Raw genomic sequence first — 14,950 nt, 5'->3', positions numbered from 1 at the left:
TCCTGCTTCTATGCGTTTCAGTTCATCCAAGACTAAGGCGAGCTGTGTTTTCAGCGCCTTATACACTCTCGGATTGCCCTGCACGATAATATCCCTGTTTAATACCCTGCTGATTAAAAAATCCTGTTTGGTGTGACCGGAAAGCTTAACAGCAAAATTGATTTGATCGTTTTCTTCGGGCGATACATTAAAACCTACCGTCTTGCAACGCCAGCGGTTTTTTCTGTCTCTGTTTTTAGCTGACATCCTCTATTCCCCTTTCCACATTCAGTTTTGCAGCCATTTCATTCTGCGCCGTAGGAAGCATATGAGCATAGCGGTAAGTGATGTCTATACTCTCGTGTCCTACACGGTTTGCGATAGCTACCACCGAAAAGCCCATTTCTATTAACAACGAAACGTGGCTGTGGCGCAAATCGTGTATGCGTATGCGTTTTACGCCAGCTTCTTGACTGCCGCGCTTCATCTCCCGATGCAAATAACTTTTTGTAATCAAAAAAATTCTGTCATCGGGCTGTACGCCGTAAATGGATTTGATGTAGTCCTGCATTTCTTCGGCGAGAAAATCAGGCATTGTTACTGTGCGAATACTCTTAGTCGTTTTCGGATCGGTGATAACGTCCTCGCCGTTTATACGCTGATAGGATTTGTTGATTCTTACCGTCCGCTTTTCAAAATCGAAATCAGCAGATGTTAGAGCTAACAATTCTCCTAATCGCAATCCGCACCAATAGAGCATTTCAAAGGCATAAAATGAAACGTTTTTATCCATCATTGCTTCGGCAAACCTGAGATATTCTGCCTTTGTCCAAAACAGCATTTCTCGGTTTTGTTTTTTGCCCATACTGCCCGCTTTCTTGCAAGGATTTTCTTTCAGATTATAAAACCTGACAGCGTGATTAAAGATAGCTGAAAGCTGATTTTGAATTGTTTTCAAATACACGGGCGAATAAGGCTTACCATTATCGTCCTTGTAGTTAATCAGTGTATTTTGCCAAGTGATAATCTGCTGTGGCGTAATATTACACATTTTCAGCTTTCCGAAATAAGGGAGCAGCTTTTTTTCAATAATATGCTCTTTGGTTGACCAAGTGTTTTCCTTGATCCTTGACTTCATATCCTCGGTGTAGTGTTCAACAAAGCTTTTAAACGTCATATCTAAGTCGCCGCCGAGCTTATTGAGCTGTTCACGCTCCCAAGCCTGCGCTTCTCGTTTGGTTTTAAAGCCCCGTTTTTGTGACTGTTTACGTTCTCCGTTCCAGTCGGTGTAGCGATATATTACTCGCCAAGTGTTTGTCTTTTCTTCTTTATATACTGACATATTTACCTCTCTTTCTTTGTCACACCGTAACAGGTGCGCTCAATAAAATACTGTTTATTTACTCGCCCCGAAATCGTTAAATAGCCTTCTGCCTTAAGTTCGGCGTTAAGCTGATGTACGATTTTATAGGCGTAGGATTTAGAAACCCCCAGTGTCTGAGCTACCTCATCAACACTCATAAAGCTTGTACCGTCCATTCAAATTCCCCCTTTCTGAAAAATAATATTATTGTTATTTAGTGTCGGATACTTTCTGACCGCATTCCGATTCGCCCGAGCGGATACGTCATTGCCGTGGCGTACAACGGTTAAACCAATAACTTAACGCTATTTGTTTAATATCATTATACTAAACATTTTTGTTTATGTCAAGTGCATTTGAAGAAAATATTTAACTTTTTTGTTTTGGTTGGCTTGACATATACTAAACATATATGTTATTATAGTTATATCAAAACAAAAAAGGGGCAATTAATGATGGCTATTGGTGAAAGAATTAGATTTTTCCGAAATCTGCGTGGAATGACACAAAAATATTTAGGCTGTTTAGTAGGGTTTCCTGAGAAAACCGCAGACATCCGTATGGCACAGTATGAATCAGGCACAAGATCGCCGAAAGCAGATTTAACAAATAAACTTGCGGAGGTATTCAGCATATCTCCCGACGCATTAAACGTACCTGACATTGATTCCTATATCGGTCTTATGCACACTCTATTTACCTTAGAGGATATTTACGGGCTGACGATTGAAAAAAGAGACGGCGAGATCATTATGCGTGTTGATCCATTCAACAGCAGAGAAGCAAGAAATCTTTTAGACGAGCTTCACGTTTGGTGCGCAGAGCGTGAAAAATACCGCAATGGCGAAATCAGCAAAGACGATTACGACAAGTGGCGTTATAACTATCCAAAGTATACCAATGTCAATTATGCGAAAGCTCCCTCACAGGAATTGAGCGAAGCTATGACAGCAGCGTTCCAAGACAAAATAAACAAAGACTAATAACGCAAAACAAAAAGAGCTATCAGACTTACAGAAAATCTGATAGCTCTCTATTTTTACAATAATTCAAATAATGTTGCCATTCTGTTGCCAACGAGGACAATCACACGTCAAAAACCGCTTGTTTATGCGCTTTTTGACGGTTTGGGGATTACTCCCACTCGCTTAATTCATTTTAATACTAAACATATTAGCTTAGTATTAGCGGTTTTTGATACATCTTTTACCGTTATTCTGCCCATTATTTTTGGCTTCAAATTATAACAGTATCAAAACAGTATCAACGTTACTGTAATCATTATAACAGATACAAACCGCAAAATCAACACCTTAAATCGATAAATTGATTGTAAATATATATTCTAATCTGTATCGAGATAGTGTAACGCTTTTAGGCTTTAAAAGGCACTGTTTATGTGCATTCTGGAGAGCAAAATCGATGTGGTAGGGTATTTTTATTACCTTGCAAGTTTGAGTGTTACGGGATTGTTTGGAAATATCTCAATTAGAATACTAGCAATCCGTTGTCATTAAACCGAAAATCAGGTCCCCAAGCCACTTCCCAATAATAGCCGTCCAAATCGGCAAAGTAGGCGTGATAACCTCCCCAAAACACATTTTGAGGTTCTTTTACAACCTTACCGCCTGCTAACTTAACCAATTCAATCACCTTATCGACATCCTCCTTGTGTTCAACATTGTACGCCAAAGTGATGCCGCCAAAGCCGTTTCCTTTTGGTGGGTTGTCCTCGCTGATATCTTTTGCCAATAAATCCAACGGATACAGTTCAAACTTTGTTCCGGGTGTGTTGAAAAAGCAGACGGGCGGGTTATCCTCCGTGCAATCCGTTTTGAAGCCTAAACCGTCACGGTAGAACTTGATCGCTTTCTCCATACTCCTAACGCCTAAACATATACAAGTTATTTTGTTCATACTTTTCCTCCTAAAATATTGATAAGAACATTTTAGCAAAGTGTGGAGCTTATGTATTGTAAAAATGCGACAAGCGTAAAACTTCATTACGTGCTTCTGTTAATGTCAATCCGTGATATTTCTTAAATTCTTTGAGCAAGTGCGATTGGTCGAAGAAACCATATTTTTCAACACTGTCAAGCACATTAAAATCACGCTTAACTGCATCCTGCCATAGAAGTTGATAACGAATCAAATTTACCATCTGTTTCAGCGATACGCCCGTTGTGCTCAGAAAATCCCTCTCCAATTTCCGATTACTGACGGCATTATCATCTGCCAAGTTCTTTACAGTTGCCTTTCCGCTATGCCTGATAGCGTAAACAACGGAATTCAGAACAGAAGGATTGATACTTCTGTTGCTGAGTTTTTTCAGCAGATAGTTTTCCGCAAGCCGTTTCTTCTCATAAAGACTTTCGGCGCATATGATTTCTTCTGCCGTTTGATTGGAGAAATCGCAGAAATACCTTTGAGCGCAATCACAAGCATTTAAAGTGTCAACCATTGTATCGTCTGTAAACAGCGCAACTGCCCAAGCGTAAAAGCGAATACCAAAAAGTTCAGTATCCGTGTTGACGGAGTAAAAAGGGCGATTGTTGATACCACAAAAGTCCGCGTGATATCCAACGTTCTCATATAAGATGATATCCATACACAAATCGGGAATCACAAGTGATTTGAATGCTATTGCGCTGTCATTTTTGTTGTACCAAAAGCAATGAATATATGGTCTAAGTGCTTCACAAGGAGCAAGTTCAAGATAATTTTTACGTTGAGACGGATTAGCAGTTATAGTTTTAAATTTTTTATCTATTCGGTAGAGCATATATCCTCCACGGATAAAAGTTATTTTCTATATTAAATTGTAGCACTATTTCGAAAATATATCAATAGAAAACGCCGTCAAGAAGGAGGTTACCCCACTTGACGGCTGTGCTTATCAGGTATAAATCAAATCTGCATTCACAATATCTGTTACACGGTTACGGATATTGTTCATTCTCTGCACCCACAACATTTGATTGTCTGCTTTAAGCTGTTCGGTCACGCCTTCCTTTTCGGCAAGTTGTTTTACTAACCGAAAGAACATATCCTCTGCCTGCTCGTCAATGTCAGCGAGATAGGCGGTCAGCTTGCAGCTCGTCAGCAGATTGGTATAACGGATTTTGTGGTGCTGCTCGATATACCGTAAATGCCGTTTGCCCCAAATGCCGATTTCTACCTTTGGCTGTTCGGGTAATCTTAAGTCGGGCAGCAGATAATCGCCCTGTTGTGTATAGCTAATTTCAAAATTGTGTTTCATTATAGAATCCTCCAAAAATATATTCGCACATATATCACAGCACCCCGATTGCCACATTTTGCTATAACCTATTATCAGTTTTTCTTTCCCTCAACTTTGCCCTTGCGAGCCTTCGAGAACGATATAATAAAATGTGAAATCCTATGTCCGCATAAGGTGAGCAAACTGCGATAAATCCACTGTTTATCAGGCTTTTGGAGGACTTTACTAACAACCTATGATATGCTATAATAGCCATAGATTATTTCAAATTCAAATCAGAATTTTTCTATTTTCTCTGCCTTGTTACGGATAGACAGATTCAACCATTAATAGAACAAATCCGTAAGCAAATCCCAATACATATGCAGGGTAATGGGTATCCAGATGTTTTTGCTTTTAATAAATGACCAACTGAAAATTATGCTCAATGCGGGCACACACAAGAAATTAAGACTTGTGAATTCATCAATAAATATTCCGCTTGCTATCCAAATTGGGAAATGGATCAGCAGAAACATTACCGCATTGATAATAATCGGCAGCCATTTTCTGTTTTCGGTGACGGTAATATTCAGCAGCCAGCCGCGGAAAACCATTTCCTCCGTAATACCTACAAAAAGAATGCCAATCAACTTGGCGTAGGTGAAGCTGTCGCTGATAACCAATCCGCCCTTAGTTATAATTACGGGGATGATCGAATAAGCGGTAAAGACCAGATATACAGGGATATATTTAAGGAGCTTCACTCGATTTGTAAACATATCCTTTAATCCGATATATACTTCATCTCTGAAATACCGCACTAAACAAACCGCAGGCAAAAACCAAACCGAAACTTTAATGATTCCTTCTGTTATAAATTCAAGCAGAAACTCGTTGGAAACGACACTGCCGACCGCACTTCTGCCGAAAAGCTCCCACAACGCCCAGAGTGCGTAAAAAACGAGAGAATAAATAATAATTATCGGTATCTTCGGTTTCTTTTCTGTTTTAAGTTTCAATATTCTGGTCTCCTAAATTCCGATTTATATTTCTATCATTATATCATTTCAGCCTGATTTTGTCTATCCGTCAAACAAAAAAAGACCTTGATGAAAACGAATCCATCAAGGTCAAATTCATTAAAATATGCGATTGATTACGCTCTGCACAACTTTCTGCATCGTTTGGCGTAAGTTTGGCGTAAATGGCGTAAATCCGAGACATTGCAACTCTCGAAACCCGCATAAACACTGGGGTTTTGGGGCGTTACTTATCTAAGGATTTCATTGTCGGGATTTAATGACACGTTTGCAGTAGTGAATAACCGTGTTCAGAAAAACGTTTGTTATTTTGCATAGGTTTATAGACAACCGCATTATTATTTGTTATTATTACGATAATAAATAGAAGGAGACGGTCTGTATGAAGTACAATTTAGACACTTACAGATTTTACGCAAATGAAAAGACTTTTTCCTTTATCATAAGGGCAAAGGTCAGGATGAAGGAAACAGTCGATCCGGACGCTTTGCGCCGCGCTGTGAATACCGCTATCAAGCGTTATCCATATTTTGCGGTGGAGGTCGTCTTAGGTGATGACGGAGGATACGATCTGATTCCGAACGGCAGAGACGTCGTTGTTTTGCCGACGTCTTCTAAGCTTCCGCAGCTTGGCAGTGAAGCGGCAAACCGTCACTTGTTGTTTGTCGACACAGAGGAAAGAGACATCTTTTTCAACATCAGTCATTCGTTATGCGGCGGAAGAGGCATTATGCCTTGGATCATGACTACCATATATCAATATGTGGTTGAAAAGCATCATGTAACGCCTGATGCGCCCGGTATCAGGAAGCCTAACAGCAGCCTGCTGCCCGGAGAGGGTGAAGCGCCGACTATAGACATGCTTTTGGATGAAGAGCCGATTTATCAATACAAAAGCAAAAATCCTGTCACTATGATTTTTGATTATTTGAACGGTATGTTTAATCCGTTTATGAGAAAGCCGATCTATTATCAGTTTACATTTAATCAAAAAGACGTCATGTTATTTGCGAAAGAAAATGACGCCAGCGTGGCCTCTTTTTTCATCGTCGCCGTGGCTAAGGCATTGGATAAGCTCCTGCCTGAAAAGCACAAGGTCATCGGAGCTGAAATTGCGCACAATCCGTCTAAGGATATCGGGATGCCGAATACACACTGCGATATATTAAGCCATGTCCATATTGATTATGAGAGAGAACTACTAAAAAAAGATATGGAAATGCTGGGAACCATAACGCGCTCGCAAATCATTCTCCAGATCGACCCATCTGTCAGCAACTATCAGCTGAGGCAGCGATTCTCTTTTTACGATGACCTTGACAGGGTTACGGGCTTAAAAAACAAAAGGGAATACTATGCAAAAAACGACCCCAGAGCGGGGAAGAAAGCGCAGCACGGAACCTTTATCGTAAACTATTCGGGAATGATGGACTGGGGCGAGGTCGCCGATTATGTGGAGTCGTATATATTGATTGTGGAGGGGCATATTCTGTTGGAGGTCACATCTATGGCTGATAAGATATTTGTCTCCTTTATGCAGCTCATAAAGAAGACGAAGTATGTGAAAGCGTTTGGCGAAGTCATGGATGAGCTGGGTATCCCATATAAGATAGAGGGACCTTATCCGAAAAACATGGTCAAGCACAAACTGCCGAAGCAATCATGAGCGGAAAAACAAATAACAGTATTTCTCAAATTAATTGTATTTTGACGGAGTTGAAACGATCATGGGTTTCATGTTTATGGATAAAGTTGCCGTTATCACCGGAGGAGCAAAGGGTATCGGCAGATGTATCGCGGAAATGTTCCATGCCGAAGGTGCAAAGGTTTGCATTATAGACCTTCTTCCGAACCAGCATACTTCCTATGATCTGTATTATCAGGGAGATATTGCGGACGAAACGATTCTCACTGCTTTTGCGAGTCAGGTCGTTTTTGAATACGGACATATTGATTATTTGATCAATAACGCTCTTCCTCTGTTCAAGGGAATAGATGAATGCACTTACGATGAATTCAATTATTCTCTACGGGTAGGAGTGTCCGCACCGTTTATGCTGACGAAGCTGTTTAAGGACCACTTTGCTCAGGGTGGAGCGATCGTTAATATCTCGTCGTCCCGTGACCGTATGAGCCAACCTCAGTCGGAGAGCTACACAGCCGCCAAAGGCGGTATTGCCGCTCTGACCCACGCTTTGTCTGTGAGCCTCGCCGGTAAGGTGAGGGTCAACAGCATATCGCCGGGATGGATCGAAACGAGCGGAACGGAATATGCCGGCGCCGATGCTGCTCAGCATCCGGCAGGACGAGTCGGAAAGCCTGAGGATATTGCCCACATGGTACTGTTCCTGTGTTCAGAAAAAGCAGGCTTTATCACCGGAGAGAATATCTGCATCGATGGCGGTATGACAAAACTGATGATCTATCATGATGATCACGGCTGGGAATACTATCCAGACAGCGAGTAATGTACAAGGAGAAACATAATGGAATTCACTAAGGTTATCAAAGAACGGTATTCCGTTCGTAAATACAAGCCCGATATGATTTGGGATGACGAATTAAACCGAATCCTTGAAGCAGGCATGGTTTCGCCTACAGGATGCAATTATCAGCCGCAGAGGATATATGTATTAAAGAGTGACGAGGCGATCGCGAAGATCCGATCATTGTCGCGCTGTGCGTTTGATGCGCCTGTCGTACTGCTGATCGCACTCGATGAGACCGCCGACTGGAAAAGTCCTCTTGAAGCAGACTGTCGAGCCGGAATCCAGGATGTCAGCATCGTTGCCGATCATATGATGCTTGCCGCGTGGGATATCGGTATCGGTTCATGCTGGGTGAATTATTTTAAGCCGAGTGAAGTAAAAGAGGCTTTCGATCTGCCTGAGAACGAGACTCCAATTTTGCTGATGACGCTGGGTTACCCTGCGGATGACGCGGAGCCCTTGAAGCTCCATTATGAGAGTAAGGATATGACGGAGATCGTCAAGGTGCTATAAATATGAAAATTGTACCGTTCAAAAAGCAAAGCAAAAAAGAACAGCGTAGATTCCATGCTCGGCTGAGAAGAGATTGGAACGGCTTGAAGCCGACGACCAGAGTAGTAAAGAGCAAAAAGGTTTACGACAGAAAGAAACTGCAGAAACCAAGTGCGAATGATGGTGAATGAGATGGACGATATCAAAACTTTGAGAGCAACTGAAACATGGCAACGCGCAGGAGCATACTCCGTCAGGATTCAGGGTATGAACCGCCAGTACCATATCTCTTTGCAAGAGGAATTCGATGAGCATGACGGCGATAAGAGCAAATACATCGTTCTGATAGACGACACCTATCCTGTTGCAACTTGCCGTTTCTATGAGCTGGATGAAAATACGGTTCTGGTCGGACGAGTCGTTGTTCTTCCCGAATATCGAGGAAAGCATCTTGGCAGCAGAGCGATCGCAGAAGCTGAAAAGTGGATTGCAGAACTCGGCTATACAGAAATAGTAATCGACGCCAGATTGGAAGCGACAGGCTTTTATGAAAGGCTCGGATACAAGCAAAGAGACGATGAAGTTTTCAAAAGTTGGAAATTTGATTGTACAAGAATGGTTAAAAGGATAAACGTATGATGAAAACCGAACGAGAAAAAATGACAAATGCCGAACCCTTTCTGACGAACGATCCTCAACTCATGGAGGACAAGAAAAACGCGCGGATCCTTTGTTCCCGTTTTAATGATTCGCCCGAGGATGAATCTGTCAGAAAGTCAATACTGAAAGAGTTGTTGGGAAGCTGCACAGAAAATATCGCCGTAAAACCTCCGTTTCACTGCGACTACGGATATAACATTTTTGTCGGCGATGATTTTTTCATGAACTTTGACTGTGTATTTCTGGACGCCGCTCCGATCAGAATAGGCACAAATTGTATGATAGGACCGAAAACGTGTATTTACGCAATCGGTCATCCTCTGGACGCGGAAGGACGAAGAAAAAAGATCGGTATTCCTAAGCCCGTCAATATTGGCGATAACGTCTGGATTGGAGGAGGGGTAACGATACTCCCCGGTGTCACGATCGGCAATAACACTGTTGTTGCCGCCGCTTCTGTTGTGACAAAATCGTTTCCCGAAGATGTAGTAGTTGCCGGAAATCCGGCGCGAATCATTAAACACCTGAAGGAAAGCAATAAATCAGACAACGCAATCAGAAATGAGGAAGCAAAAGTATCTGACGCTTGATAAGCACGATAATCAGGAAAGGAGAAGAAACATGAATAACTTTATCTATCACGCACCGACTGAGATGATCTTCGGGCGAGACGTTGAAGTTCAGATCGGACAAACAGCAAGCAAGTATGGTCACAAAGCGTTACTTGTATTCGGAAAAGGAAGCGTTGTCAAAAGCGGCCTGCTGTCACGTCTGGAACAGTCCCTGACAAAATCCCGTATTGCATATGAAGAGTTCGGCGGCGCACAGCCTAATCCCACATTAGAACACGCCGAAGATGGCGTGAAGAAAGCGCTTGGTTTTGGCGCCGATATGATCATTGGTGTAGGTGGAGGCAGTGCGATCGACACCGCTAAAGCGATCGCTCACGGCACGGCGAATTCTGATCAAGCCCTGTGGGATCTGTGGACTAAGAAAGTTCCTTTGAATCAGTCTCTGCCTGTGGGAGCTGTTTTGACGATCCCGGCGGCAGGAAGCGAGATGAGCGATTCCGCTGTTCTGACCAATACTGCGATCGGTAAAAAAGCAGGGATCAATACTCCCTTCAATCGCTGTAAATTTGCAATTATCAATCCCGAATGGGGAGCAACGCTCCCAGCTTATCAGGTAGCCGCCGGTGTGACGGATATCATGATGCACACGATGGAGAGATATTTCATTCCCGATACAAGATGCGACCTCACAGACGAGATCGCCGAGGGTTTGCTCCGCACGGTAATCAAGAACGGGACTGTTGCTGTTAAGAACCCTGCGGATTACAACGCTATGGCTGAAGTGTTCTGGGCTTCGAGCCTTTCACATAACAACCTGACTGAATGCGGCAGAGGAAAAGACTTCTCTGTTCACAAGCTCGGTCATGCCTTATCTGCGCGTTACGGCGTGACGCACGGCGCATCTCTGTCGGCAGTATGGGGTGCTTGGGCAAACGAACTGTATCTTGACTGTGTCCCTCGATTCGCTCAGTTTGCGAGAAGAGTCTGGAACGTGAGTGCCGAGGATGACAAGAGCGCTGCAAGAGAGGGGATAGACTGTACTGTCAGCTTTTTCCAATCTATCGGAATGCCTGTCTCACTTACGGAGCTGAACGTCGGCATCTGTGAGACTGATCTGAGAGAGTTATCTCTCGACGCTACGATGAATGACACGCTTCGACTTTCCAGAATCCGTCCCTTGGACGCGACGGCTGTTGAAGCGATTTACAAACGGGCGCTTGCTTAAACTGACAACAACTTAACCTTTGGATAATAAAATGTCATTCGATGAGGAGAGTATTATGAGCAGAAAACTTGTTGCGTATTTTTCAGCGAGCGGAACGACAGCGAAGGTTGCAAAAAGACTTGCTGATAGCATAGACGCTGATCTGTTTGAGATCAAACCAAAAGAACCTTATACCGACGCGGATTTGAGATGGACAAATCCTTTGGCACGTTGTAACAGAGAGAAAATCCGAAGAAAGGACGTACCGCTGGAAAAACACATAGAGAATTTAGCGCTCTACGATACGATTTTCTTGGGGTTTCCTATCTGGTACTATGCCGCGCCGAATATCATTCAAACATTCCTGAAAGAGCATGATTTTAGCGGTCTGAAGATCGCTTTATTTGCAACGTCGGGAGGAAGTGATATCAATAAATGTGCTGCAAAGCTCGAGCCATATCTTGCTTCTGAAACCGAGATCATCGGAGCAAAGTTGTTTAGCCCGAATGTATCGGCAAATGACTTGTACCTTTGGACTGAAACATTATGATAATCAAATAATTGAACCAAACACCGATTGCTGAAAAGCAGTCGGTGTTTTTTGTTAGGGGGGATTACTATAAGTGCAACGGTCGGTGCTGCTCTGAAAAAGATAGATCTTCTCCATTTCTTCCAACCTGAGATTTGTCGGAATTCTCTCCACTTCAAATACCCTTTGAAGGATTTCGACTAAAGTCGTTAATCGTGTAACGGAACTCTCGAGATCCAGTATTCTCTATTTGTTGACGGGTTTCTTTTTTGAAGAACTATTATTATGAGAGGCTTTCAGCCATCCGTAAATAGTACTTCGTGGGATACCGGTTGTTTCGGTTAACGAAGCAACGGATATTCCGTTGTTGAATTGGTTGATAATGATTTGCTTTGTTTCATTGCTGACTCTTTTCATCGAGTATATGCCTCCTTTCAAGAGCTACAATTATAACACGGATAACGGAAAAGAAAGGACTTTATTTCTAAGCAAACGACAATTCTTCTTTATTATAAACTATTATGTTTATTATAAAGTTTTTAATCAATCTGGTATAATACATACAGCAGAGGGTTTTGAATTCTTTAGAACGATGGGTTAACCGTTTTTATTCGTGGGTTCAAAACTGCGGCAGGTTTGGTGTACGAGGGTTCAAAACTGTACGGCTTTTATGCGAAAAAAATCTTTTTTGTACATCAAGCACATACTAAGTGAATAAAAAAGATATTCACCCCCAAAAGCCAGATTTTATCGGGCTTTTTGTCGTATAAAGAACGTGTTTTTCTGTTGCGTGAAACATAGATGTTTTTCGGGTGTTTTCCCTGTCTGTCGGGTTTCGAACCCTCGAATAGCTAGTTTTTCTACTTTATACTCTTCAAAATGAACCTGTTTTTCGTACCAAGATTATCGCAAATTGTTATATATTTGTTATATTACATTATGATTCGGTTAACAGCTACTCGGCAGTGATGGCGTCTAGATTTGCACCGTACTATCTTCCGTGAAAATTGAAGGAATCGCCCGAAAGGGCACATAATCCTCCATAGCTCAGTCGGTAGAGCGAGTATATAGAAATATACCCGACACTATTGCTGGTCTTTAGGGATAGCCCGAAAGGGCACATGATCCTCCATAGCTCAGTCGGTAGAGCACTCGGCTGTTAACCGAGTTGTCGTTGGTTCGAGTCCAACTGGGGGAGCCAAAAGATGTCACTATCAACAGTTGGTGTTGATGACGCAGGGGGCCCACCCCGCGTCCTCGCGGACTTCGCTCATTGAGAGCAGATCTTGTTATCCGCTCTCGTATCGCTTCGTCACTCGTCCTTTCTCCAAAAAGCGGGGCTTTTCGGAGACCACATTTCCCGAACACGGAAGTTAAGCCCTGTAGTGCCGAAGATAGTGCCCTGGCGACGGGGTGTGAAAATAGGAGATACGCGTATCACGATGCCAACATTCGATAGTGAGTATTTCTTATGTAAAACTGCTTTGCGGTTTTACGAACCATAAGCATGCGTGCTTCTATGTGTTTATGGTATTGAGGATTATAAAGGAAGAACTTGTTGCACGGCAAGTTCTTTTTTCGTTGTTGATAAATTATTTGCTTTGAAATAAAATACTTATAACAGATAAGAAGGACTTGTCCGGACAGACTATATGGCAGCTCAACTTGAGTTATATCCATATCGTCCCTCCTAAAAAATGGCATAAAAATAAGGCCGTTCATTTCTGAACGACCTTAGGAGTTATAGAACAGACAAGTATCATTAAAACACTTTAACATATATTGCGTTAAATTCCGCATTGCGGTGTTGTCGTCCTTGACATACGCCAGTATGCCTACGTCCTCCGCCTTGCTCTGCGAAATTTCTCGCTAACAAATTTGATAAAGCGTTTAATGGATACTTAGTATAAGTAGAATAACAGCGGTCAAAAGGCACCGAACTTGTTGGTCTATTGTGCTTTTGCCGAACGTTTTCGCTTTGCCCAGAGGTTTGCGATCCAACTCGACAGAATGATCAAGACTACTCCGATCAGATAGATGACCGGCCAGGGGAAAGAGATATCGAACAGATAGCAGAAGATCGAATCAACAAAGCCGAGGATGCACCAGTGGATGAAGTAGATCGGCGTAATGTTGCGGCTCATATCAAGAAATACACGGAGCTTTGAGGCAGGAACGCGTTTGAGCAGGAAATAGAACGCCGAGAGAAAACTCAGGTCGATGGACAGCAGTCCGGCTGCCTCCGGCAGACTCAGCATGTAATAATTGTGATCCCGACAGAGGAAATACACGCCGAAGATGAAAGTCAATGTGATATACACGACCATGACACAGCAGGAGACGATCAACAGCCGCTTGTAAAGGCGGTCGGTGTCCTCTGTTTTGCGAAGGATCGAGCCGAACACCATACCTATTGCAACAAAAATATACCAGTTGAAAAACACAAAAGTGCAGGCTTCCGGGTCTGTATAGACGAAGTGACCGAGGAGCCAGTTTCCCGCAAAATTCCCCGTGTCGATAGCCGGAATGACGGAGCCGATCACCGAAAGGACTCCGGCGATCGCCAGCATGTGGATCTCACGGAGCTTCAGCTTTTTCAGGATTCCGGTAAAGATCAGTGCAAGTCCCGCGAATTGCAGGATATCCATTCCGAACAGCGCCTCCAGCATGTCAGACCTAAACTCACCGGTGAAGATGGCTTCAGTCAGGTTGAATATTCCGTAGCGGAAGAAGTTCAGCACATATCCGAGCAGATAGATCTTCACTCCTCGAAGCATCAGCTCCTTCGGCGTGTTTTTTCGCGTGAAAACGATACCAAAGCCCATTGCGAACATGAACGCATGCGCAACGCAGAGATAATCGCCAAAGATATCCTGACCGAGGAAGAAGAGAAACTCTTTTTCGTATCCCGGATTGTGGATACCGAGTCGGATCACCGGATGGCATATGATCATACTGATGATCGCCAGCGCCTTCAACAGCTCCAGTTCGTATCGTCGTGAGGTTTCCTGCGTTTGCGGTTTCAAGTGATTACTGACCATACTAAGTCCTCCGGTATAGTTTGGTTATATCTCTTTCTTCTGCTTTTCCGCCGGGGTAAAATTATGACCGGGTTTTTGAATCCTACACAGGGTATTTCATCACAAACCCGGTCATCAAACTTCTGCAAATACCGCCGCGAAAGACGAATATTTTGTTTTATTATACCTGATATCCGGCGATTATTCAAGCAGAAAGAGCGCTTATTTATTCAGCGTAACAACCAAACATTCACAAACATTTGCAGCAAGTTACACAAAGCCGTAGTCCGTGGAGCCTCCTTCGCTCAAGACCGTTCATAAAACAAGGAAACCCAACGATCACTCACTATGCCGTGGCAGGGCTTTTGCCCGCGGCGAT

The 14,950-nt window shown here is 43.0% G+C and carries 18 protein-coding genes and 1 tRNA gene; 10 read left to right on the top strand and 9 right to left on the bottom strand.

Annotated elements, in window-relative coordinates; translation table 11 throughout:
• The 3 genes from JKK62_RS10415 to JKK62_RS10405 all read right to left on the bottom strand — a co-directional run.
• On the bottom strand, nt 1-246 hold a 246-nt coding region (locus JKK62_RS10415; protein WP_201427834.1), incomplete at its 3' end, for a plasmid mobilization protein.
• Nucleotides 236-1,321 carry a site-specific integrase gene (locus JKK62_RS10410; protein WP_201427833.1) on the bottom strand — a complete coding sequence of 362 codons (1,086 nt, stop codon included), beginning with the start codon at nt 1,319-1,321 and terminating at the stop codon, nt 236-238. The genes JKK62_RS10410 and JKK62_RS10415, both read right to left, overlap by 11 nt.
• Before the next feature lie 2 nt (nt 1,322-1,323).
• Nucleotides 1,324-1,518, bottom strand: a complete 195-nt coding sequence (locus JKK62_RS10405) for a helix-turn-helix domain-containing protein (protein ID WP_092977610.1) — start codon at nt 1,516-1,518, stop codon at nt 1,324-1,326.
• 279 nt (nt 1,519-1,797) lie between these two features.
• On the opposite strand from JKK62_RS10405, the gene JKK62_RS10400 reads away from it, so the two are divergent.
• Nucleotides 1,798-2,325 (top strand): helix-turn-helix domain-containing protein, encoded by a 528-nt coding sequence (locus JKK62_RS10400; RefSeq protein ID WP_201427832.1) that lies wholly within the window; start codon nt 1,798-1,800, stop codon nt 2,323-2,325.
• Nucleotides 2,326-2,830: 505 nt separating this feature from the next.
• Here JKK62_RS10400 and JKK62_RS10395 read toward each other — a convergent pair.
• The 4 genes from JKK62_RS10395 to JKK62_RS10380 all read right to left on the bottom strand — a co-directional run bounded on the left by JKK62_RS10395 (nt 2,831) and on the right by JKK62_RS10380 (nt 5,584).
• Complete coding sequence (locus JKK62_RS10395) at nt 2,831-3,259, bottom strand: VOC family protein (RefSeq protein WP_201427831.1); 429 nt, start codon at nt 3,257-3,259, stop codon at nt 2,831-2,833.
• A 49-nt stretch (nt 3,260-3,308) separates the two neighbouring features.
• Complete coding sequence (locus JKK62_RS10390) at nt 3,309-4,124, bottom strand: DUF6597 domain-containing transcriptional factor (RefSeq protein WP_201427830.1); 816 nt, start codon at nt 4,122-4,124, stop codon at nt 3,309-3,311.
• 114 nt (nt 4,125-4,238) lie between these two features.
• The gene (locus tag JKK62_RS10385; protein WP_201427829.1) at nt 4,239-4,601 is read right to left on the bottom strand and encodes a TnpV protein; all 363 of its coding nucleotides are present in this window, start codon (nt 4,599-4,601) and stop codon (nt 4,239-4,241) included.
• A 308-nt stretch (nt 4,602-4,909) separates the two neighbouring features.
• Nucleotides 4,910-5,584 (bottom strand): CPBP family intramembrane glutamic endopeptidase, encoded by a 675-nt coding sequence (locus tag JKK62_RS10380; RefSeq protein WP_201427828.1) that lies wholly within the window; start codon nt 5,582-5,584, stop codon nt 4,910-4,912.
• A gap of 481 nt (nt 5,585-6,065) precedes the next feature.
• Between JKK62_RS10380 and JKK62_RS10375 the strand changes: the two genes are divergently transcribed.
• The 8 genes from JKK62_RS10375 (at nt 6,066) to JKK62_RS10340 (ending at nt 11,572) form a co-directional block, all read left to right on the top strand.
• Nucleotides 6,066-7,271 carry an RNA-binding protein gene (locus JKK62_RS10375; RefSeq protein ID WP_201427827.1) on the top strand — a complete coding sequence of 402 codons (1,206 nt, stop codon included), beginning with the start codon at nt 6,066-6,068 and terminating at the stop codon, nt 7,269-7,271.
• A 70-nt stretch (nt 7,272-7,341) separates the two neighbouring features.
• Nucleotides 7,342-8,073: an SDR family oxidoreductase gene (locus JKK62_RS10370; RefSeq protein WP_201427837.1), complete on the top strand. Its 732-nt coding sequence runs from the start codon at nt 7,342-7,344 to the stop codon at nt 8,071-8,073.
• An 18-nt stretch (nt 8,074-8,091) separates the two neighbouring features.
• Nucleotides 8,092-8,607: a nitroreductase family protein gene (locus JKK62_RS10365; RefSeq protein WP_201427826.1), complete on the top strand. Its 516-nt coding sequence runs from the start codon at nt 8,092-8,094 to the stop codon at nt 8,605-8,607.
• 2 nt (nt 8,608-8,609) lie between these two features.
• Nucleotides 8,610-8,777 carry a hypothetical protein gene (locus tag JKK62_RS10360; protein ID WP_201427825.1) on the top strand — a complete coding sequence of 56 codons (168 nt, stop codon included), beginning with the start codon at nt 8,610-8,612 and terminating at the stop codon, nt 8,775-8,777.
• A 1-nt stretch (nt 8,778) separates the two neighbouring features.
• On the top strand, nt 8,779-9,225 hold the full coding sequence (locus JKK62_RS10355; protein ID WP_207752173.1) for a GNAT family N-acetyltransferase: 447 nt from the start codon (nt 8,779-8,781) through the stop codon (nt 9,223-9,225).
• Nucleotides 9,222-9,836 carry a sugar O-acetyltransferase gene (locus JKK62_RS10350; protein WP_279380627.1) on the top strand — a complete coding sequence of 205 codons (615 nt, stop codon included), beginning with the start codon at nt 9,222-9,224 and terminating at the stop codon, nt 9,834-9,836. Before JKK62_RS10355 ends, JKK62_RS10350 begins: the two co-directional genes overlap by 4 nt.
• Before the next feature lie 31 nt (nt 9,837-9,867).
• On the top strand, nt 9,868-11,043 hold the full coding sequence (locus JKK62_RS10345) for an iron-containing alcohol dehydrogenase (RefSeq protein WP_201427823.1): 1,176 nt from the start codon (nt 9,868-9,870) through the stop codon (nt 11,041-11,043).
• Between the two features lie 55 nt (nt 11,044-11,098).
• Entirely contained in the window at nt 11,099-11,572 is a 474-nt protein-coding gene (locus tag JKK62_RS10340) for a flavodoxin (protein ID WP_201427822.1), read from the top strand.
• Between the two features lie 225 nt (nt 11,573-11,797).
• Here the strand turns inward: JKK62_RS10340 and JKK62_RS10335 are convergent, their stop codons facing one another.
• Nucleotides 11,798-11,968, bottom strand: a complete 171-nt coding sequence (locus JKK62_RS10335; protein ID WP_201427821.1) for a hypothetical protein — start codon at nt 11,966-11,968, stop codon at nt 11,798-11,800.
• A gap of 708 nt (nt 11,969-12,676) precedes the next feature.
• On the opposite strand from JKK62_RS10335, the gene JKK62_RS10330 reads away from it, so the two are divergent.
• Nucleotides 12,677-12,752: transfer RNA gene (locus tag JKK62_RS10330), tRNA-Asn, on the top strand.
• Nucleotides 12,753-13,500: 748 nt separating this feature from the next.
• On the opposite strand, the gene JKK62_RS10325 is transcribed toward JKK62_RS10330, so the two are convergent.
• Nucleotides 13,501-14,592 carry an acyltransferase family protein gene (locus JKK62_RS10325; protein WP_201427820.1) on the bottom strand — a complete coding sequence of 364 codons (1,092 nt, stop codon included), beginning with the start codon at nt 14,590-14,592 and terminating at the stop codon, nt 13,501-13,503.
• Nucleotides 14,593-14,950 lie beyond the last annotated feature (358 nt).

This window comes from Ruminococcus difficilis (genome assembly GCF_016680995.1).
This window is presented reverse-complemented; position numbering and strand designations above follow the sequence as displayed.

Excerpts from the sequence above, each read along its gene's own strand:
- JKK62_RS10410 (WP_201427833.1), bottom strand. The coding sequence starts at position 1,321 with ATGTCAGTATATAAAGAAGAAAAGACAAACACTTGGCGAGTAATATAT.
- JKK62_RS10405 (WP_092977610.1), bottom strand. The coding sequence starts at position 1,518 with ATGGACGGTACAAGCTTTATGAGTGTTGATGAGGTAGCTCAGACACTG.
- JKK62_RS10400 (WP_201427832.1), top strand. The coding sequence starts at position 1,798 with ATGGCTATTGGTGAAAGAATTAGATTTTTCCGAAATCTGCGTGGAATG.
- JKK62_RS10395 (WP_201427831.1), bottom strand. The coding sequence starts at position 3,259 with ATGAACAAAATAACTTGTATATGTTTAGGCGTTAGGAGTATGGAGAAA.
- JKK62_RS10390 (WP_201427830.1), bottom strand. The coding sequence starts at position 4,124 with ATGCTCTACCGAATAGATAAAAAATTTAAAACTATAACTGCTAATCCG.
- JKK62_RS10385 (WP_201427829.1), bottom strand. The coding sequence starts at position 4,601 with ATGAAACACAATTTTGAAATTAGCTATACACAACAGGGCGATTATCTG.
- JKK62_RS10375 (WP_201427827.1), top strand. The coding sequence starts at position 6,066 with ATGAAGGAAACAGTCGATCCGGACGCTTTGCGCCGCGCTGTGAATACC.
- JKK62_RS10370 (WP_201427837.1), top strand. The coding sequence starts at position 7,342 with ATGTTTATGGATAAAGTTGCCGTTATCACCGGAGGAGCAAAGGGTATC.
- JKK62_RS10365 (WP_201427826.1), top strand. The coding sequence starts at position 8,092 with ATGGAATTCACTAAGGTTATCAAAGAACGGTATTCCGTTCGTAAATAC.
- JKK62_RS10360 (WP_201427825.1), top strand. The coding sequence starts at position 8,610 with ATGAAAATTGTACCGTTCAAAAAGCAAAGCAAAAAAGAACAGCGTAGA.
- JKK62_RS10355 (WP_207752173.1), top strand. The coding sequence starts at position 8,779 with ATGGACGATATCAAAACTTTGAGAGCAACTGAAACATGGCAACGCGCA.
- JKK62_RS10350 (WP_279380627.1), top strand. The coding sequence starts at position 9,222 with ATGATGAAAACCGAACGAGAAAAAATGACAAATGCCGAACCCTTTCTG.
- JKK62_RS10345 (WP_201427823.1), top strand. The coding sequence starts at position 9,868 with ATGAATAACTTTATCTATCACGCACCGACTGAGATGATCTTCGGGCGA.
- JKK62_RS10340 (WP_201427822.1), top strand. The coding sequence starts at position 11,099 with ATGAGCAGAAAACTTGTTGCGTATTTTTCAGCGAGCGGAACGACAGCG.
- JKK62_RS10335 (WP_201427821.1), bottom strand. The coding sequence starts at position 11,968 with ATGAAAAGAGTCAGCAATGAAACAAAGCAAATCATTATCAACCAATTC.
- JKK62_RS10325 (WP_201427820.1), bottom strand. The coding sequence starts at position 14,592 with ATGGTCAGTAATCACTTGAAACCGCAAACGCAGGAAACCTCACGACGA.